This is a genomic window from Vibrio rotiferianus CAIM 577 = LMG 21460 (assembly GCF_002741985.1).
In the GTDB taxonomy this organism is placed as follows: Bacteria; Pseudomonadota; Gammaproteobacteria; order Enterobacterales; family Vibrionaceae; genus Vibrio; species Vibrio rotiferianus.
Genome location: NZ_APHW01000015.1, coordinates 23,593 through 41,606, shown reverse-complemented (window position 1 = coordinate 41,606; position 18,014 = coordinate 23,593). Strand labels below are relative to the sequence as shown.

At 45.3% G+C, this 18,014-nt stretch carries 16 protein-coding genes; 12 read left to right on the top strand and 4 right to left on the bottom strand.

The window, feature by feature from the left end; genetic code table 11:
- Positions 1 to 102 precede the first annotated feature (102 nt).
- Together B853_RS07840 and B853_RS07835 are read left to right on the top strand one after the other, a co-directional pair.
- Positions 103 to 1,647 carry a YjjI family glycine radical enzyme gene (locus B853_RS07840; protein WP_038887372.1) on the top strand — a complete coding sequence of 515 codons (1,545 nt, stop codon included), beginning with the start codon at positions 103 to 105 and terminating at the stop codon, positions 1,645 to 1,647.
- Between the two features lie 21 nt (positions 1,648 to 1,668).
- Positions 1,669 to 2,550 (top strand): YjjW family glycine radical enzyme activase, encoded by an 882-nt coding sequence (locus B853_RS07835; protein ID WP_038887374.1) that lies wholly within the window; start codon positions 1,669 to 1,671, stop codon positions 2,548 to 2,550.
- 19 nt (positions 2,551 to 2,569) lie between these two features.
- On the opposite strand, the gene B853_RS07830 is transcribed toward B853_RS07835, so the two are convergent.
- The gene (locus B853_RS07830) at positions 2,570 to 3,526 is read right to left on the bottom strand and encodes a LysR family transcriptional regulator (protein WP_038887376.1); all 957 of its coding nucleotides are present in this window, start codon (positions 3,524 to 3,526) and stop codon (positions 2,570 to 2,572) included.
- Between the two features lie 338 nt (positions 3,527 to 3,864).
- Here B853_RS07830 and B853_RS07825 point away from each other — a divergent pair, with 338 nt between their 5' ends.
- Both B853_RS07825 and B853_RS07820 read left to right on the top strand, forming a co-directional pair.
- Positions 3,865 to 4,632, top strand: a complete 768-nt coding sequence (locus B853_RS07825; RefSeq protein WP_038887377.1) for a TerC family protein — start codon at positions 3,865 to 3,867, stop codon at positions 4,630 to 4,632.
- Positions 4,633 to 4,800: 168 nt separating this feature from the next.
- The gene (locus B853_RS07820) at positions 4,801 to 5,403 is read left to right on the top strand and encodes a 2OG-Fe(II) oxygenase (protein WP_010447697.1); all 603 of its coding nucleotides are present in this window, start codon (positions 4,801 to 4,803) and stop codon (positions 5,401 to 5,403) included.
- A 45-nt stretch (positions 5,404 to 5,448) separates the two neighbouring features.
- Here B853_RS07820 and B853_RS07815 read toward each other — a convergent pair whose 3' ends face one another.
- The gene (locus B853_RS07815) at positions 5,449 to 6,717 is read right to left on the bottom strand and encodes an HD-GYP domain-containing protein (protein WP_010447699.1); all 1,269 of its coding nucleotides are present in this window, start codon (positions 6,715 to 6,717) and stop codon (positions 5,449 to 5,451) included.
- Between the two features lie 214 nt (positions 6,718 to 6,931).
- Between B853_RS07815 and B853_RS07810 the strand changes: the two genes are divergently transcribed.
- Positions 6,932 to 7,561, top strand: a complete 630-nt coding sequence (locus B853_RS07810; protein WP_038885433.1) for an SDR family NAD(P)-dependent oxidoreductase — start codon at positions 6,932 to 6,934, stop codon at positions 7,559 to 7,561.
- Between the two features lie 10 nt (positions 7,562 to 7,571).
- Here B853_RS07810 and B853_RS07805 read toward each other — a convergent pair whose 3' ends face one another.
- Entirely contained in the window at positions 7,572 to 8,963 is a 1,392-nt protein-coding gene (locus tag B853_RS07805; RefSeq protein ID WP_038885432.1) for a GGDEF domain-containing protein, read from the bottom strand.
- A 65-nt stretch (positions 8,964 to 9,028) separates the two neighbouring features.
- Complete coding sequence (locus B853_RS07800) at positions 9,029 to 9,526, bottom strand: hypothetical protein (RefSeq protein WP_050568975.1); 498 nt, start codon at positions 9,524 to 9,526, stop codon at positions 9,029 to 9,031.
- Between the two features lie 182 nt (positions 9,527 to 9,708).
- Here B853_RS07800 and B853_RS07795 point away from each other — a divergent pair, with 182 nt between their 5' ends.
- The 7 genes from B853_RS07795 to fhuB all read left to right on the top strand — a co-directional run bounded on the left by B853_RS07795 (position 9,709) and on the right by fhuB (position 17,992).
- Positions 9,709 to 10,902 (top strand): iron-containing alcohol dehydrogenase, encoded by a 1,194-nt coding sequence (locus B853_RS07795; protein ID WP_038885430.1) that lies wholly within the window; start codon positions 9,709 to 9,711, stop codon positions 10,900 to 10,902.
- 173 nt (positions 10,903 to 11,075) lie between these two features.
- Positions 11,076 to 12,281 (top strand): aromatic amino acid transport family protein, encoded by a 1,206-nt coding sequence (locus B853_RS07790; protein WP_038885428.1) that lies wholly within the window; start codon positions 11,076 to 11,078, stop codon positions 12,279 to 12,281.
- Between the two features lie 258 nt (positions 12,282 to 12,539).
- Positions 12,540 to 13,664, top strand: a complete 1,125-nt coding sequence (locus B853_RS07785) for an HD-GYP domain-containing protein (RefSeq protein WP_038885426.1) — start codon at positions 12,540 to 12,542, stop codon at positions 13,662 to 13,664.
- A 99-nt stretch (positions 13,665 to 13,763) separates the two neighbouring features.
- Positions 13,764 to 13,979: a hypothetical protein gene (locus B853_RS07780; RefSeq protein ID WP_005433984.1), complete on the top strand. Its 216-nt coding sequence runs from the start codon at positions 13,764 to 13,766 to the stop codon at positions 13,977 to 13,979.
- Positions 13,980 to 14,354: 375 nt separating this feature from the next.
- The gene (locus B853_RS07775; RefSeq protein WP_038885425.1) at positions 14,355 to 15,119 is read left to right on the top strand and encodes an ABC transporter ATP-binding protein; all 765 of its coding nucleotides are present in this window, start codon (positions 14,355 to 14,357) and stop codon (positions 15,117 to 15,119) included.
- Between the two features lie 12 nt (positions 15,120 to 15,131).
- Positions 15,132 to 16,016 (top strand): ABC transporter substrate-binding protein, encoded by an 885-nt coding sequence (locus tag B853_RS07770; RefSeq protein WP_038885424.1) that lies wholly within the window; start codon positions 15,132 to 15,134, stop codon positions 16,014 to 16,016.
- On the top strand, positions 16,016 to 17,992 hold the full coding sequence (gene fhuB, locus B853_RS07765; protein ID WP_038885423.1) for a Fe(3+)-hydroxamate ABC transporter permease FhuB: 1,977 nt from the start codon (positions 16,016 to 16,018) through the stop codon (positions 17,990 to 17,992). The genes B853_RS07770 and fhuB overlap by 1 nt, the downstream gene beginning before the upstream one ends.
- Positions 17,993 to 18,014 lie beyond the last annotated feature (22 nt).

The window sequence follows — 18,014 nt, the reverse complement described above, 5'->3', positions numbered from 1 at the left end:
CTCTGAGGCGTAGAATTCAACATGTCCTTTCAAACAATACTCTGAAATGAGTAAATCATTTGAAAGGGCGTATTCGTTGTATTTTCTCCAGGAACATCTTAGATGACTCAAAGCCTTTCCGATCTTCAGCAGCGTTTCCTTGCTATCGCGACAGATAGTAACTTGTCTCCAAAACAGAAATCGAACTTTCTTGCTTTGGAAGCCGAAGCCACTATTCCATATATGACCGTCTCTGACGAGGTAAGCCAAGCAATGCAGCAAGGCGTCATATGTGACATGTTTGAAGGTCACGCGCCGTTTAAGCCGCGCTATGTTTTGCCAGACTACGCAAAATTTCTTTCTCAAGGTTCTGAATACTTGGAGTTAGCTCCAGCAGAAGATTTTGATGATGCGCTCAACATGTTGACCATCATTTACCATCACGTGCCTTCGGTAACCAACATTCCGGTTTACCTTGGTCAACTTGATGACGTGTTAATGCCTTACGTTGGTGACCTCACTGACGAGCAAATCTACAAAAAGTTAAAGCACTTTTGGATCATGCTTGACCGCACATTGCCAGATGCGTTCATGCACGTGAACATTGGCCCGACGGATAACATCATTTGTCGTACGATTTTGAAAGTAGACGCTGAGCTAAAACAGATCGCGCCAAACTTAACCTTCATGTACGACGAGGCGGTAACGCCAGATGACCTATTAAAACAAGCGACACAAAACATCTGTGAGTGCAGCAAGCCACACATCGCGAACTATCCGATGCACGCGAACGCGTATGAAGGTGGCCGCTTTGGAATCGTGAGCTGCTACAACTCTCTGCCATTGGCTGGTGGTTCAAACACGCTAGTGCGCATGAACCTGAAAGAAGCAGCAAACCGTGCAGATAATCGTGAAGACTTCTTCAACAACGTATTGCCGGAATACCATGGTTTGATGGTTGAGTTGATGGACGCACGCGCTTCACACTTGCATGAAAAATCAGAGTTCTTCAAAGGCTTCCTAACACAGGAAGGCTTAATCGAAGAGTCTCGCTTTGCACCAATGTATGGCATCTACGGCATGGCGGAAGCGGTAAACGTATTGCTAGAGAAAGAGGGCAATGCAAGCCGTTATGGCCAAGATGCAACCGCAAACGAGCTAGGTCATGCGATCTCTGCAAAGTTGTCTAACTTGGTAGAAAGCACACCAGTGAAGTTTGGTCTAGAAGGCAAAGCGTTACTGCACGCGCAAGGTGGCATCAGTCTTGATTTGGATGTAACACCGGGCGTTCGTATTCCTTACGGCAACGAACCAGATCCAGTATCTTACGTGCAGGCAACGGCAGGGCATCACCAGTACTACCGTTCTGGTATCAGCGATATTTTAACCATCGACGAAACGGTGAAATCAAACCCAGAAGCGATGTTCAACCTATGTAAAGGCGCATTGAATGCAGGTTACCGTGAGTTCACGGCAAACGTTGCGTCAAACGACTTGGTTCGCGTAACGGGCTACATGGTGAAACTGTCTGATATCGCAAAATACGATGCAGAAGGTTCACGCACCAATACCACATTCCTAGGTGCAGAAGCGGCGAAGAACACCGGTATTTTAGAGCGTTCACCACGTGTGGTGAGCCACGAAATGTCACCGACTTACGCTAAGTAATTGGTGACGGATAAGAATAAGATGGCTAGGCGATCGGAACACCTCTTGGCTAAGGTAACTCGTATCCTTCCGTTCTCTTGTGTTGATGGACCGGGAAACCGTCTAGTCATCTTTCTACAGGGTTGTAACTATCAGTGCATCAACTGCCACAACCCGCACACCATCAATCACTGCAATCATTGTGGTGATTGTGTGAGTGAGTGTCCGGCAGGCGCATTGAAGTTCGACGAAAACAACAACGTTGTTTGGCTTAAAGAGGAGTGCACCCACTGCGACCGTTGTATAGAGGTATGTCAGTACCAATCTAATCCAAAAATTACTGACTACTCTGTTGAAGCAATGCTCGATTTGATACGAAAACAGCGTTATTTCATTAGCGGTGTGACGGTATCCGGTGGGGAATCTACCTTACAGCTTCCTTTTATTATTGCGCTGTTTAAAGGCATCAAACACGATCCTGAATTGCAGCATCTCACTTGTTTCATCGATAGCAATGGTTCTTTATCCACTGCAGGTTGGGGAAGAGTCTTACCGTTCATGGATGGCGCGATGATTGACCTTAAATCGTGGCAAAGCGAAACGCACCACTGGTTGGTCGGGCGAGATAACCACCGTGTATTCCAAACCATTCAGTATTTAGCGCAAGCAGGCAAGTTGTATGAAGTGCGTTTGCTTCATATTCCGGGTAAAAGCGACTTAGATACGGAAGTTGCAACGGTGGGGCATTATCTGCAATCGTTGCCAGAATCGGTCAACATCCGTTTGAATGCCTTTCAACATCATGGTGTAACGGGTGAAGCTCTGGAGTGGGAGAAATGTTCTCAGGATGAAATGGAACGCTTCCACGCTCAGTTAAGTCAATTTGTTAGCAGACCAATGACCATGCCATCGGTCTACGTGTAGTAAAGCAAAGTAAGTGAGCTTAGAGCTTATTCACTCTGGGCTTGCTGCATGCCCCCAAGGTTTCACATGCCTTAAGCACTTGTTGTTGTAGCCATCTTAAAGCGGGATCGTTCAGACTCGCTTTATTCCACACCAAACTGTACGCTACTTGTCCATATTCGAATGGAAGAGATCTCTCCACTAACCCCTTCGCTTGTAATGCCACTCGCGCCCAGAGCTTAGAGCAGGTAAACAGATAATCAGAGTGGTGGCACATTACCGCTGCGGATCCAAAGTCTGCTACGTGCATCGCGATGCTGCGCTTGGCATAACGCTGAGTTAAGTTCTGTTCAAAGTAAGGTTGGGATAAGTCTTTATCGTGAATACCAATGTGTCTCGCACACAGGTAATTCTCCACTGAGAGTTCTTCCGTCGCTAACGGGTTATTACTGCCCATTAAACAGATCATTTCGTCTTCTAGAATCGTCTGCCATACCAAGTCCTTATTGTGCGTTGGTGGTTGGCTAATGTCGTGTGGCAGAATCATAAAATCCACTTGCCCACGGATCAGAGAATCAAAACTCATCTGCTCTTTTGCGTAGACGTTCAATTGCGCTCGGCTGCCCATCTGTTGAGATAGGTTTTGCAACATTGGTGCGAAGATCTCAAAGGTGCTTTCGCGCATCGCCAAAGAGAAGCGACCTTCGTAATACGCAGGATTAAACGAACCTTGGTAGAGCAAACCGTTCATGCTGGAAAGAATACCGTGTACGGAAGGGCCGATGTTCAAAGCAAATGGCGTTGGGACTAAACGAGTGCCATCGCGGTAAAAAAGGTCGTCTTTTAGAATGTCGCGCAATTGGCTGAGCGTTTTACTCACGCTAGAAGGGGTCACGCAAAGTTGTTCCGCTGCTTGAGTCACGCTGTGGGTCGTGAGCAGCATGTGCAATACGGTAAGGTGTTTAAGGCTAATGCGTGAGAGTGTTATGTAATCCATTCGTAAGGCTAACTCGTGTGATTTTTCTCAGTATATCAAAATATTATTGTGAAACATTTTTTTACGATTGTTGAAGCACGAAAAATAAGGCGTTTCAATTCGTGCTCGATGCAATAGTTTGGCTCAGCTAGGCACTTGATGGGGTGAACGAAGGTAATAACCTTTAGAGTACGAAAGATGGCTGACACAACCCTGACAAAATAGGGGATTGCGAACGAATAGGAGAGGTGATTAACTCAACTTTCCTAAGTAACAGAGGTTTAAATAAACTTAATGGACGACCCCTTTAGTCGACTGAACAATTCACTGTATGGCTTCCAATCACCGGAGGCGTACTCATGTTAGAACTTTTCATGCAACCAGAAGCGTGGGCTATCTTCGCTACCTTGTTTGCTCTTGAAGTTGTCTTAGGCGTTGATAACGTCGTATTTATCTCCGTTCTGTGTGAACGATTACCACAACACCAGCGTAAACTTGCTCGAAATCTAGGTATTGGCCTAGCAGTTATGGCGCGTATTGTTTTGGTGTTCTCGATCTCTTGGATCATGCAGCTTACCCAGCCATTAATCAGCTTCAGCGACTACGCGTTTACCGGTCGTGATTTGATTATGATAGCGGGTGGTGCGTTCCTACTGGCGAAAAGCTTGAAAGAGCTGTGGAGTTGGTTAACACACACTGAACACGGTCACTCGACCCATGTTCGTACTGGCCTTGCTGTGGTTCTGTTGCAAATCGTTGCAGTTGATGCCGTGTTCTCGATGGACTCGGTGATCACTGCGGTTGGTCTAACGAGCGAAGTACCAATCATGGTGGCGGCGATCATTTCGTCAGCGATTGTGATGGTGTTGACGGCGGAGAAAATCAACAACCTAGTAACGCGTTACCCGGGCTTTAAGACCCTTGCACTGCTGTTCCTAGTATTGCTAGGTGGTCTGTTGATGGCAGAAGGTTTTGCAATTCACATCAACAAAGGTTACGTGTACTTCGCGATGGCGTTTGGTCTAGTGCTGGAAATGTGTCATATCCAGCTTAAGAAAAAACAACGCCCAGTGATTCAACGAATTCGTCCAATCCGACCTCGTTCTATTGTGCTTCAAACTCGATAATTGAAACGCAGCAACTGAACCAAATTGAGCCGCTCTTGAGAGCGGCTTTTTTACGTCTGTACTTTGTTATTTGTGTGGATTTGTCGTGTCGATAGAAAATGGAATTTGTTGTTGTAGCACGGATTTCTTATATAGACCGCCCAAACCTACACGAGTGTACAAAATAGAATGAACAAATTGATCGACGCGTTATCGACGCACGGATACTACATCTGGGATGATTTTATTTCTCAAGAGGAAGTGGCTGAGCTGCGTGACTGTATTCCTGATGATTGGAAGAAAGCACGTATTGGTCGTAACGACGACGTGACTCGTATTGAAACCATTCGTAGTGACAAGATCCAATGGTTGAAGCGCGATATGGGCGCGCCAGTGGCGTCTTTCTTAGACAAGATGGAAGAGATCCGTTTGGAAGCAAACCGTCATTTCTTCCTTGGTTTGTTTGAGTATGAAGCGCACTTCGCGAAATACGAGAAAGGTGACTTCTACCAAAAACACCTCGATTGCTTCAAAGGCAATGAAAACCGCCGTTTAACGACCGTGTTCTACATGAATGAATCGTGGAGCGAAGAAGATGCTGGTGAATTGGTAGTATACGATTTGAACGACAACGAGATTGCAACGATTCCACCGCGTTCGGGTCGTCTGTTCGTGTTCTTATCTGAGCAATTCCCACACGAAGTATTACCGACAAACGCTGAGCGATTCAGTATCGCGGGTTGGTTCCGTATTAACGGAGTAAAAGACAACCAACTGGATATTGCACACTAAACGAAAAGGACACGTTAGACGTGTCCTTCTGCTTCTTGCTAGAGGTTATTCCACGTCTGTGGAAATTTGGTAGCAGTATTCTAGGTGTTGAGTCAGGACGCCATAAACATCGTGGCAGAGTTGTTGACTATCAATCATTTCATCCATGAGTTGGGCGATTTGATCTTGTGTCATTCTTCCTCGATAAGGGCGATCTTGGGACAGAGCTTGGAAGACATCAGCAACCGCGATAATTCTTGATGGCATATCGAGTTCTTCTGCCGTTTTGTGGTAAGGATATCCAGAGCCATCCAGTCTTTCATGATGATTCGACGCCCATTCTGCTATCTTGGCGTTTGGAAACACTTTATGAAGTGCTAGCTCTGTGTCTATCGTATGGCGTTTGATTCGAGTGTATTCCTCTTCATCTAGCGCGCCTTCTTTATGCAGGATCTCATCGGGTGTTTTTAGTTTTCCGATATCGTGCACTAGACCAGCGATAAATATCATCTCTTGATGGTGTTCATCGAGACCCATTTCTTTTGCTAGGTATCTTGAAAGCTCTGCAACCTTTTGGGAATGCTGATAAGTGAAAGGACTTTTAGCATCAACGATCTTCGCTAGAAACAACCCAAGGCTATTGAGGTCTTCAATCGTGAGTTGTTTTTGTAACCAATCTATATTTTCGAAACTTAAGCCGATGGTTTCGATGTTTTCTGACTCCATTGCAAACCAGAAACCGTCTGTCATGATGAGTTTCACCATCGCTTCGCACATGTCGGGGTTAAATAGTGTTCCTGAGTTCGCGAGTACGGCTTCGGCGATAATATTTTCATGCAGTGTCACCAAATCAGAGTGACAGTCTGTAGCGTAATGAGCTCTTAAAAAATCCAATCGGTCAGACAAGTAGAGAAGGGCAGCGATATCTTTCTCAAATGGTGAAATATCCGATTGTTCTAGGTCTTGCCAACGAGTGTGGTGATGAAGGATAGGCGTCGCAAATTGAGCGAGCAAGCTACATTGTTTTAGCGACTGATACCCTCTAATGCAATGCGCTTGAGCATCCTGAGGAACCAACTCCTCGAGTAGCATCATATGCTCTTTAGTCTCAGAAACACCACAATCATGAATCATTCCAGCGAAGTAACAAAACTCCGCTTTTTTAATATCCCACTTCATCGCGACTGCACATTTATAAGCGATATACGCCACTCTGTGACTGTGGTGTGTGTCATCCACACCGACGTAATCGAGTGCTCTCGCTACCCAAATTAACGCATGTTTAAGATCTACTTCAAAGCCTGTTGGTGAATAGTTAGCAGGGGATTGCTTCATTACTTTGTCCGACGTTTTAATTATTATTTATATGTGTGTTATCTCAGTAATGATACTTGGTGTTAATAAAAAATATTATCCTCATTTAAAGAATTAAGTCATTAATTTGAACTGGGTAATAGTTTGGTTGATAAAAATGGGAACATGAAATATCAAAGTGAGGTAATCTCCTTTTAACATGTAATTGATTACTATTACCATTAAAGGGTTGGCGATGAATAGAGTTGTAGTTTGGGGCGCAAGCAGTGGCCTTGGATTGGCAATTGCAAAGTATTTTGCAGAGAAAGGTGCTGAAGTGGTTGGAGTCGCGAGAAATCCAGAAAAAAGCCCAGAATTGAAGGCGATTTGTCAGTCTACGTTTGCATGTGATGCTACGGTTGCTGAAGAGGTTGATCGCGTTGTTGAAAAGCTTAATCAAGAAGACATCATCATCAGCACGATGGGCAGTTTCCGTGCAGACATTCCGGTAGATTACCTTGGCCATCGTTACCTTATCGATGCTGCCTGTAAAGCATCGCTCAAGCGTTTTGTTCTGGTCACGTCACTTGGTTGCGGTGATAGCTGGAAATACCTTTCTGACCGTTCTAAAGCGGGTTTTGGTGGTGTCGTTCGTGAGAAATCACTGGCGGAAGCTTGGTTACAAACCAGCGATTTGGATTACACGATAATCCGCCCAGGAGGATTAAAAGATGGTGAAGCTACTGGTACTGGCGTATTGGGCGAACCCAAAGAGGTTCATGGGTTGATTTATCGCCAAGAGGTGGCGAGATTGGCTTATGAAATGCTAGAAAGAGGGGAAGGCAGTCACCAGATTTATCATTGTGTTGACTCACAACTTGGTTAGTCGAGCTGATTTATAGCGATTGAGGGGGCATATTGTGTGTTCCCCTTTGGGTTTCTGAATGGAGAACAACCCGATCCCTGCCAAGTTCTTTGGCTTGATATAACGCGGCATCTGCTTTATCGAGCAGTACGCAGGTATCAATATATTCGCCCTCTTGGCTCGAACAGAATGCAACACCAATAGAAATTGATAACACTCGATCTTTTGCCTGCGATGCGTGTTCGATGTTCAGATCTTTAACTTCTTTCCTGAGGGTTTCGCCCAGAATCTCACCCTCTTCTAAGCTGGTAAGATTAACCATCAGTACAAACTCTTCTCCGCCCATTCTAAAAGCATAACCGTGGTGGATATCGGCTAATTTACTGACGACTTTGCTCACATGCATTAAGGCTTCGTCGCCACAAAGGTGACCATAGTGATCGTTGTAAGCTTTGAAAAGGTCAATGTCGATATAGAAGCATGTAATGTAACCTTCTTGAGATTGATAGCTCAGTAGTCGGAAAGAAGAATCGAGAGAGCGGCGATTTAACAATCCAGTTAGAGGATCATGTTTTGTGAGTTCGTTTAATCGCTTGTTTTTATCAGTGACCTTATCGACCAGTTGACTGAAAGATTTTGCTAATTCGCCAATTTCATCTGTTCTATGGCTTTCTGGCACTTGCAACACTGAAATGGATTCAAAGTTCTGTTTCATGAAGTTTGATAGGCGCTTAATCGGTGACGACAGGCGATAGGACAAAGTCAGTAGTAGTGGATACGAGATCGCTAAGCTGATAACGATTTCTTTGAATAAATCTAGGATGAATGCCTGTTTGATTTCATTAATTTGTTCAATGTCATATAAGATTTCGATAGAGCCGGATACGCCATTTACCAGAGGTACTTTGACGTACATAAGTCCTTTCTCAAAATCAATATGGCTCTTGTCCTCTGCACGACAAGGCGTAAGGTCTTTGATGTATTTTTGGTTGAACTCCAAACTCTGGCGATACTTTGATTTAGCATCTACTAACCGATTAATCAGGTAATCAACTTTGTCTGGAGTACTAAGGTTTGAGTCTCTAACGGAATTAAGGCGGCTGAGTCGCTGTTGGAGTGTTGATTCATAATTAGGAGGGTAGTGGCTACGCCAGACTTCGCCTATTTCTCTGCTGTAGACGATCTCCATACGATGCTGGCTTATGGAAGAATTCCCAGACACGTACAGATAGTTAAGCTCACCTTGCATATTGAGTTGAGCTTTTAATGCAGGAAGCAATAAATTCGCGTAGTTGTTGCCATGTACAGCATCACTTACATGGCTAACCAGCGCGGCTACACTATGTTCCCTGGATGTAATAGTCGTTTTTATGATGGTATCCATAGAGCTTTGATAGTTATAGATACTTAAACCACCAATCATGACTAAAACCAAAAGAAAATGTGAGATGAATATAGTACTTCTTATTGAATTTCTCACTACACCTTTCACTCATTAAATACATCAATAATCGGTACTGCACAGGTACCATTGATGCATATGTCTTTGTAGCCATTATGGCATCGATAACAGGCTTCGATATTCAAGGAGGGATGCTGTGCTGATATGTCATTCCCTTCCCTATCAAAAGAGCCATACAAGGTTTCGCCAGCCAAATGTTCCGTTACAAAGATAATATTGGACTCCTCATACACAGCGACAGCTGTAATACCATCGGTATAGGGCCCATGAGCTTTATATGCTTCTAGTTTTTTTTGAGGGACATAGATAGAAAGGTTGGTTCCTTTCCCGCCATTGGTCCAATTGTACGTTTTTACTGTTTGCTGAATAAAAGTTGGGGTTTCCGGAGGTAAAACCACGTCACTTGCAGGAATAATACTTCGCTTCACCAGAACATAGTCTTCCCAGTTATTAGGAAAACTCGCCATTGAAGAAGCGTAAACAGATGAAGAAACGAGTAAGATTGAATACAAGACGTGTCTCATGATGAGCCCCCCCCAGTACATCTTGATATATAAATGGTAGTTGATTGTTCGAGGGTTTGCGGTGAAAGGTGGCATGAGCACAAGTTTTTAATTGTGAGCTATAGTTCTAGAGCAAACTAGAATAATTACTCAAGTTTACGACGTTGGGCTTGGATTGCCCTGAATAAGGAAATGGAATTGATATGCTGAAACACCTTCTTTATCGCGGTTACACCAATGGTTTGAAAGCCGCCGCCTATGTACTCCCACTCCCAAAACCGACATTATTCTCTGGTGCTGGCAGTCTCCATGAGTTGACGGAGGCGATTGCTGATCTTGGTTTTAAAAAGTTGCTTCTTGTGACTGATGACGGCTTAGTAAAAATTGGTATGGCGGAGCAGGTAATAGAAAGCGCGAAAGCCAGAGGTTTAGACGTTGTGCTGTTTTCTGAAGTAAAACCAGATCCCACATACGATCAAGTAGAGACTGGATTAACGATTTATTTCGACTCAGGATGTGACGCGATTTTAGCGCTTGGCGGTGGTTCTGCCATGGATTGTGCCAAAGTCATCGCAGCCCGGGTGACAAACAGGAAATCCATTAAGAAGCTTGCTGGTTTGTTTCGTGTGTGGAGAACGCCTGCACCTTTATTCGTGATTCCGACGACATCGGGTACTGGGTCAGAAGTCACAATTGCTGCGGTCGTCTCTGAACCAGATACCCACCACAAAACCCCATTAATGGATCCGAAATTGGTGCCTTTAATGGCGGCATTGGATTCGAATTTGCTGGTTGGTTTGCCTGCGAAGATAACGGCTGATACAGGTATTGATGCGTTAACACACGCGGTAGAAGCTTACATTTCTCGTAACGCGACGATGGAAACCAAAGCGTATTCTGTTGCTGCCATCAAACTGATATTCAAATACTTACCTCGTGCTGTCGAAGAGGGCAGTGACCGTCAAGCTCGACACAAAATGGCAATGGCATCTTACTATGCGGGTTTAGCCTTTACCAAGGCGAGTCTTGGCTACGTACATGCATTCGCGCATAACTTGGGGGCTAAGTATGGCTTGCCTCATGGCATGGCAAATGGTCTTGCTTTATTGCCTGTCCTTCGATTTTCTTTCTCTGAGATTGAGCCGCAGCTGACCGCCCTAAGTGAAGCCTTGATAGGGACGCAAGTCGGGCATGCGCCTAGTGCACAAGACTTCTTAGATCGACTGGAGGGGCTGTACAACGAAATTGGCATTGAGCAAACGTCGTCACTGTTGCAAGCGTCTGACACCGACGAGTTAGTGACTTTGATTCTCAAAGAGGCGCATTGGAACTACCCAGTGCCTAAATTTATGAATGAAGAAGAGTGCGGCCAATTGCTTGCGGAAATCAGAGTTTAGATATGAGTGTATAGAATAATTTACATGTGTGGATTTTTATCCTTACACTTTGCTTGATCTTATTAGAAAGATCCTACAAAATCGTCATCATTCCAAATATGGTGTTAGTTTTGGCGTGCCGTTGCCCGATCTGATGCTGACTAATCTTATTAAGCTGTAAAGATAAATATACAATGAGTCGATCTAAAGTGTTTGGTAGCACCCTGATTATCGCAGGGACTACGATTGGTGCTGGTATGCTGGCACTTCCTCTTGCCTCTGCAGGCATTGGTTTTTCTACCTCTTTAATTATCATGCTGGGGTTGTGGGCATTAATGGCGTTTACTGCGCTGTTGATGCTGGAGCTTCACCAATATGCGGACAGCAGTGCAACCCTTCATACTCTTGCGAAACAAATTCTTGGTCAGAAAGGCAAGTGGGTCGCGAGCTTTGCAATGCTGTTCTTGTTCTACTCATTGTGTGCTGCTTACATCGCTGGTGGCGGTGCTCAGTTCGGTGACCGTCTAACAGAATGGTTTGGTCTGGATATTTCTGGCTCCACGTCTACCATCATCTTCACGCTTATCGTAACAATGGTTGTGACGGTTGGTACGGGTACGGTAGACAAGGTAAACCGAGTGCTGTTTGGTCTAAAGATGGTGACCATGATTGCAGTATTGTCATTCCTAGCGCCAAACGTGACCGAATCTTACTTACTGAGCATGCCAATTGAGCAAGGTCTTGTCGTTGCAGCGATTCCAGTCATCTTTACCTCTTTTGGTTTCCACGGCAGCATCCCTGCGATTGTTAACTACCTAGATGGCGACACTTCGTCTCTACGTAAAGCGATTATCGTTGGTTCGACGATTCCACTCGTGATCTACATTTTCTGGCAAATCGTAACCCTGGGTGTTGTAAGCCAAGACACCTTGATTGAAAACGGCGGTTTGAGCGCGCTGATTGGTCAATTGTCTCAAACTGTTCACCAGTCAAATCTTGGTAGTGTGGTAGGCGTATTTGCTGACCTTGCGCTTCTGACGTCTTTCCTAGGTGTGAGTTTGGGTCTGTTTGAGTTCTTGGGCGACACAATCAAAGGTGACAGTGAAAAGCCAAATCGTTTAATCGCCGCAGTGGTGACTTTTACACCGCCACTAGGTTTTGCATTGTTCTACCCACAAGGTTTCATCATGGCACTAGGTTACGCAGCGATTGCTTTGGCTATTCTTGCTATCTTCCTACCGCTAGTGATGGTGTTGAAGGTGCGTCGCTCTGATGAGTTTACTGGTGAATACCGCGTTGCGGGTGGACAAGGGGCACTATTAGTAACGGGCATTGCCGGCACGGGCATCGTGATGGCGCAGCTACTTATTACTTTGGGTGTACTTCCTGCATTGGGTTAATCACCAAGCTGATAGATAACGAACAACTCATCATGTATTGAAAAACCAGTGTGCGAAAGTGCGCTGGTTTTTTTGATCTGGATTAAATTACCGTAGAATATTCGGTGAAAATATTGGCGAAAAACTGTTTTTATTTCGTACACTTAAGTTGTGGTATGTCGATAATTTAGGTGGAGAAAAGCCGCTCTAATCACATCAAATACGCTGACTTTCATGAGCCTTTTCTTCTGGTTTCTCTACTTGGTGTGGAGGTGAAGTATGGCGCACCGGAGTTTTTACCCGTTTGCAAAGCCGCTCAATGAGCAAATGCAAACTTTGAAGAATAGGATGCAGGCACATTTACCGTGTGTCGATAGGGTGTCTTTTGCGAAATACCACCCTAAACAAGGCATGCTTAAATCTTTTGCCGAAAGTGAGTTCGACACTTGGTGTTTGGCTCATCACGAAGCGCCACTTCGAAAACTGCACAATCTGAGCATTGCCGCTGACAATGCCATCCCTCGTCTTGTTAACGATCTCTACGACATCAACCACTGTCCACGTATTCAAACCTTATTAAAAGAAGGTTACCACTCGTCTGTTGCGATCCCTTGTTACGACCAGCAAACCTTTACTGGGTTCGTGTTTCTTAATTCTATTCAGCCTAATGCGTTCAGTGTAGAAGCGTTGAATGGGTTAAAGCCTTACTTTGAAATGGTGCAATTCGCGGTTGAGTCTGAAGATCATGTCGTCAATGCGATTGAAATATTGGCAGAAAGAATGCAGTGCTTGATGCCGGGCTACTCGCCTGAGGTTTACTCGCACACCAAGCGTATTGGTATGTACGCCCAATTGATTGCGACAGAGCTTGCCGACTCATATCAGTTTAGCGATGAAGTTGTCGAGCAAATCGGAATGTTTACTCGTTATCATGCTCTGAGTGACATTAAGCTCCCTGCTGATGTTGTATGCAACCGTCGATGTGTGAATGCAGAGCAAGAAGCGTTGTTAACTGAGCACATTGAACAATGCGTTGAATCAGCAGATAACATTGTGGCGAGAATTGGTAATCCGGTTCATCCGAGTGTCACTTTATTCCAGCAAATTACGTCTTATCAATATGAAAACCTTGATGGATCCGGTTACCCGTATGGTCTGGATCGTTCAGGTATTCCTATCGCCGCTCAAATTGCGGCAGTCGCCAATGTGTTTGATGTCATGACCACCCATCATCCATATCGTCAAGCGTGGTCAATTCCGTATGCCTTGTTAGAGCTTGAAAAACGCGTTTATCAAGGTTTGTTATCCCGAGAGTGCGTGAATGCCTTGCGCGATCATCAAGGTTATCTAAAACAAATCATTCATAAGTACCCAGAACATTATGCTGGTATGGGGTTAATGTGAGAGTAGAGGAGCGAACGGTGAAGGGAATCAAAATATTGACTAGGAGGTCAGAATAAATAATACTGTATATGTATACAGTAACTCGTTTGGAGGTGAAGTATGTTGTGGGAAACCCTAGAAAGAGTAAACCGCTTACGCCAACAAGCACTTGCGAATGCTGAATTCGTAGAGTCGGCAAAGGAGCATGAAGAAGCCTTGCATGACCAAGAGTATCACTATCAACCAAGAAAGCGTTCAGCCAAAGACAAACAAGGTAAGAAGTCGCTGGCCGATATCTATAAAGAAGTAGAGTTTGGCGCTGACGCTCGTCATTAACTGGTTCAACAACGCTGCGGCTCTCATCCAACTCTTCCTATCGTCGCAGCTTAATTTATTCCTTGAGCGAGCATTGCGAATGGCGATGCTCACCAACAATAGTCCTCGTTTCCAATCCCTATCTCGTTTCGTTTTAAATCACTTTATCCCCTTGCTTCTGACGTGCTTGCTTTAACGAGAATGTGTCTTTGCCAAGATTTATAAAATTATTTATCAATGATAATGACAATGGTTTGCATTTGCATCTTCACTGTTATATAAAGCCAAGCTTATTAATCGTTTTGTTGAATAAAATTATAAAACGTAACGGGAAGGTAGACGGCAAAGCGAAGTTTCACCAGCCCCGAGACGTAAATAGGATTAGGTGAAGTAGGGATGTTAGAAGCCAAGGCACTCCAATTCGACATTGACGGTAAGTCTTTGTTGAAAGCATTTGATTTGACGTTTGAAACTGGAAAAACGTACGCGCTTGTCGGACACAATGGTTCTGGCAAATCCACACTTCTTAAGCTGCTCGCTCAGCAGCAACCATACAGTGATGGTGATATCTTGCTGCATGGTGACAACATCAACCGTTTATCGGCAAAGAAATTTGCCCAGCACATCGCTTATCTCCCTCAACATTTACCGATGACCGACAGCATCTTAGGCCGAGATTTAGTGAGCTTTGGTCGTTACCCTTGGCATGGCTTGCTCGGTAGGTTGAGTGCGAAAGATAAAACCATCGTGGAAGAGGCGATGGAAATGACAGGAACAACCAAATATGCCGATCGCCTTGTTGACACGCTTTCTGGTGGTGAGCGTCAACGCGTGTGGCTAGCGATGCTACTCGCACAGAAAACCGAATATCTGTTGCTCGATGAGCCGTTGTCTGCGCTCGATATTAGTCATCAGGTCGATATGCTTTCTTTGATCTCTAAACTCAGCAAAGAGCTTGGCTTGGGGGTCATTATCGTCCTGCATGACATCAACTTAGCTGCGCGCTTTTGTGATGAGATTATCGCACTGCATCAAGGTGATTTGATAGCACAAGGTGACGTTCAACACGTATTTACCGAGCCTAAGTTACAACAAATCTATGGCATTGAAATGCGTATTTCTGACCATCCTGCTGGGTATCCAGTAGCGATGCCAAGCTAAGTGGGGTCAACAATGGATTGTAAACCACTAATTACTTGGCTGAAGCGAGCCGTTTTGGTGACGAGCCTTGCTTTCCCTTTATTTGCTCATGCGATGGAACAACCGTCATCACAACGAGTGATGTCGGTAGATTGGACACAGACCGAAACCATGCTTGCTCTCGGCGTTGTTCCGGTCGGGGTTGCACAGGGGCAAGATTATGATGCGTGGGTGAAAGCGCCAATATTGCCAAAACAAACGAAAGATGTCGGTCTAAGAACGCAACCAAACATCGAACGTATCTACGAGCTCAACCCTGATCGTATTTTTATCGCCCCTTACTTTTCTGCCATGGAAAACCGATTAGCAGAAATTGCACCTGTTACAACGATAGACCTTTACGGGCAGGGGATCACTGATTGGTCGGTATTGACTCAATTCACACGCACTTTCGGCAAAGAGCTGGGACGAGAGATTGAAGCTGAAACGTTTATTGAACAGTCAGAAGCACAGCTTGCCTCGCTCAAGCAAAAAGTCGATCAAGATTCAGCCCCATTATTAATGGTCCAATTTATGGACACTAAACACGTGCGTGTCTTTGGCGAGAACAGCTTGTATTCCCAAGCGATAAACAAGCTCGGCCTTACTAATGCGTGGACGGAAGAAACCAATAGCTGGGGCTTTAGTATGGTCGGTATCGACAAACTCGCGGGAATAAAAGCGCAGATCGTCATTGTGGATCCGCTTCCTCATGGTGGAGAACAACAGTTGGCTCAGGACCAATTTTGGCAATATATCGTAGAACAATCAGGTCATCCGGTTATGCGTGTTGATCCTGTCTGGAGCTTTGGTGCAATGCCCTCTGCGGTTCGCTTTGCTCATTTAATCGCTGCGGCAAAAGAGAAGGGGCACTTCTAATGAGAGCTTTTCCTTTATCCTTAGTGATCTTACTTTCCCTGTTTACGATGTCGGTTGGTGCACTACATCTGAGTCAAACCACCGCCTTTTCTATTGGTTTCGCAAGCCTTTGGCAACCTGACTTCCAGTCGATAAATTCTGTGCTTCTTCACTTTAGCTGGTGGCCACGCGTGTTTACGACGGTGATCTCCGGAGCAGGCTTGGCAGTGGCTGGCGTATTGATGCAACAGGTTCTACGTAATCCGTTGGCATCACCTACGACTTTAGGTGTCGCGAGTGGTGCGAACTTTACACTCATGCTTGCCACGCTGTTCACGCCTTGGATGCTGGACTTTTCTGCCAACTTAGTTGCTTTGGTCGGGGGTGTTACCTCGATGGGGTTAGTGATGCTGCTGTCTTGGCGACGTGCACTCTCTCCGACCGTTGTTGTCGTTTCTGGCTTGGTGATCAACTTATATTTTGCCTCTCTGAGTACGGTCATTTTGATGATGAATACGGAGAAGCTCAATGGGCTGATGATCTGGGGCGCTGGCTCCTTAGTTCAGAGTGGCTGGGATGATTTCAGTTATCTTGCCCCAAGAGTTGCCATTGTTGCGCTAGTGGCATTTTTGTTTGCTAAACCTTTGAGCCTTTTGGAGCTATCAGAGCAAAGTGCAAAAAGCTTAGGTGTATCGCTCGCGAAGCTACGTTTTGTTTGCCTTGGCTTAGCGGTGCTTATGACTTCTTGGGTTGTGGCGACGGTGGGCATCATCGGTTTTATCGGTCTTGCTGCGCCAGCAATCACACGCTTGATTGGTGTGCATAAGATTCAACACAAGCTTTGGGTTTCAATGTTGATTGGTGCAATGCTTTTGACCCTCACCGATTTAGTGATTCAACAATTACCGGGTTTGATGGCGAGCTTTATTCCAACAGGAGCTGCCACTGCCGCGTTAGGCGCACCACTTTTACTTTGGTTACTACCTCGATTATCACAAAAGACGCAAGGGCATACGCAAACCGTGCTCACTCGTCACTCGGAGCGCGTCAACAAACTCAACAAACACGCTATCGCATTTACCTTGTTGATCATCTTGGCGGCAGTCGTGCTCTTCAGCACCGTTTCAGTTCAGAACGACGGTTGGACATCGCTTTTCTCTACCCATGAATGGCTATTTTTGGAATGGCGCACACCTAGGCTTTTAGCTGCGGCGATAGCCGGGGCGATGTTGGCGATTGCGGGAACCATGATTCAGCGATTAAGTGGCAACCCGATGGCGAGTCCTGAGGTGATTGGTATCAGCTCAGGAACTGCAATGGGGTTGATCATTGCTATGTTTACTGGCGTCGGCGCATCGGTTGTGACTTTGTCTATTGGTGGCTTGATTGGTGCCTTACTGACGGTACTAATCATTGTCTTACTGAATAGAAAATCTGGCTTCCAACCAGAGCGAATCTTGCTGACAGGTATTGCCATTACTGCACTTATGAATGCCATTCAGAGTTTTATTTTGGCAACGGGTGATCCACGCAGTTATCAAGCATTGGCTTGGTTATCTGGCTCGACGTATTACGTGTCAAGGGACACGCTGCTCCCGCTGGCACTGTCTGCCATTGTGTTTATTGGTTTGAGTTTTGTCTGTGTTCGCTGGTTAGATATTTTGCCGATTGGAGCTTCTTCTTCCAAAGCGCTCGGCATCAAAGTTGACCGTTCTCGTGCCATTTTATTATTGCTTGTGGCTTGTCTTACTGTCAGCGCGACGCTGGTTGTCGGTCCTATTAGTTTCGTCGGTTTACTTGCGCCCCATTTGGCACGTTTGTTTGGCTTTAATAAAGCATCGCAACACATGTTGTGTGCCGCCTTGCTTGGGGCTGGCGTAATGTTATTGGCTGATTGGCTGGGCAGACAGGTGCTTTATCCGCAAGAGATCCCAGCAGGGTTGATGGCGTCTCTAATCGGCGGTTTATATCTGATGTGGGGACTACGTCGACTGTAACGACGGTGTGTGTTTCCTAAAT

Excerpts from the sequence above, each read along its gene's own strand:
- B853_RS07775 (WP_038885425.1), top strand. The coding sequence starts at position 14,355 with ATGTTAGAAGCCAAGGCACTCCAATTCGACATTGACGGTAAGTCTTTG.
- B853_RS07840 (WP_038887372.1), top strand. The coding sequence starts at position 103 with ATGACTCAAAGCCTTTCCGATCTTCAGCAGCGTTTCCTTGCTATCGCG.
- B853_RS07780 (WP_005433984.1), top strand. The coding sequence starts at position 13,764 with ATGTTGTGGGAAACCCTAGAAAGAGTAAACCGCTTACGCCAACAAGCA.
- B853_RS07810 (WP_038885433.1), top strand. The coding sequence starts at position 6,932 with ATGAATAGAGTTGTAGTTTGGGGCGCAAGCAGTGGCCTTGGATTGGCA.
- B853_RS07805 (WP_038885432.1), bottom strand. The coding sequence starts at position 8,963 with ATGATTGGTGGTTTAAGTATCTATAACTATCAAAGCTCTATGGATACC.
- B853_RS07830 (WP_038887376.1), bottom strand. The coding sequence starts at position 3,526 with ATGGATTACATAACACTCTCACGCATTAGCCTTAAACACCTTACCGTA.
- B853_RS07790 (WP_038885428.1), top strand. The coding sequence starts at position 11,076 with ATGAGTCGATCTAAAGTGTTTGGTAGCACCCTGATTATCGCAGGGACT.
- fhuB (WP_038885423.1), top strand. The coding sequence starts at position 16,016 with ATGAGAGCTTTTCCTTTATCCTTAGTGATCTTACTTTCCCTGTTTACG.
- B853_RS07825 (WP_038887377.1), top strand. The coding sequence starts at position 3,865 with ATGTTAGAACTTTTCATGCAACCAGAAGCGTGGGCTATCTTCGCTACC.
- B853_RS07795 (WP_038885430.1), top strand. The coding sequence starts at position 9,709 with ATGCTGAAACACCTTCTTTATCGCGGTTACACCAATGGTTTGAAAGCC.
- B853_RS07815 (WP_010447699.1), bottom strand. The coding sequence starts at position 6,717 with ATGAAGCAATCCCCTGCTAACTATTCACCAACAGGCTTTGAAGTAGAT.
- B853_RS07835 (WP_038887374.1), top strand. The coding sequence starts at position 1,669 with ATGGCTAGGCGATCGGAACACCTCTTGGCTAAGGTAACTCGTATCCTT.
- B853_RS07820 (WP_010447697.1), top strand. The coding sequence starts at position 4,801 with ATGAACAAATTGATCGACGCGTTATCGACGCACGGATACTACATCTGG.
- B853_RS07770 (WP_038885424.1), top strand. The coding sequence starts at position 15,132 with ATGGATTGTAAACCACTAATTACTTGGCTGAAGCGAGCCGTTTTGGTG.
- B853_RS07785 (WP_038885426.1), top strand. The coding sequence starts at position 12,540 with ATGGCGCACCGGAGTTTTTACCCGTTTGCAAAGCCGCTCAATGAGCAA.
- B853_RS07800 (WP_050568975.1), bottom strand. The coding sequence starts at position 9,526 with ATGAGACACGTCTTGTATTCAATCTTACTCGTTTCTTCATCTGTTTAC.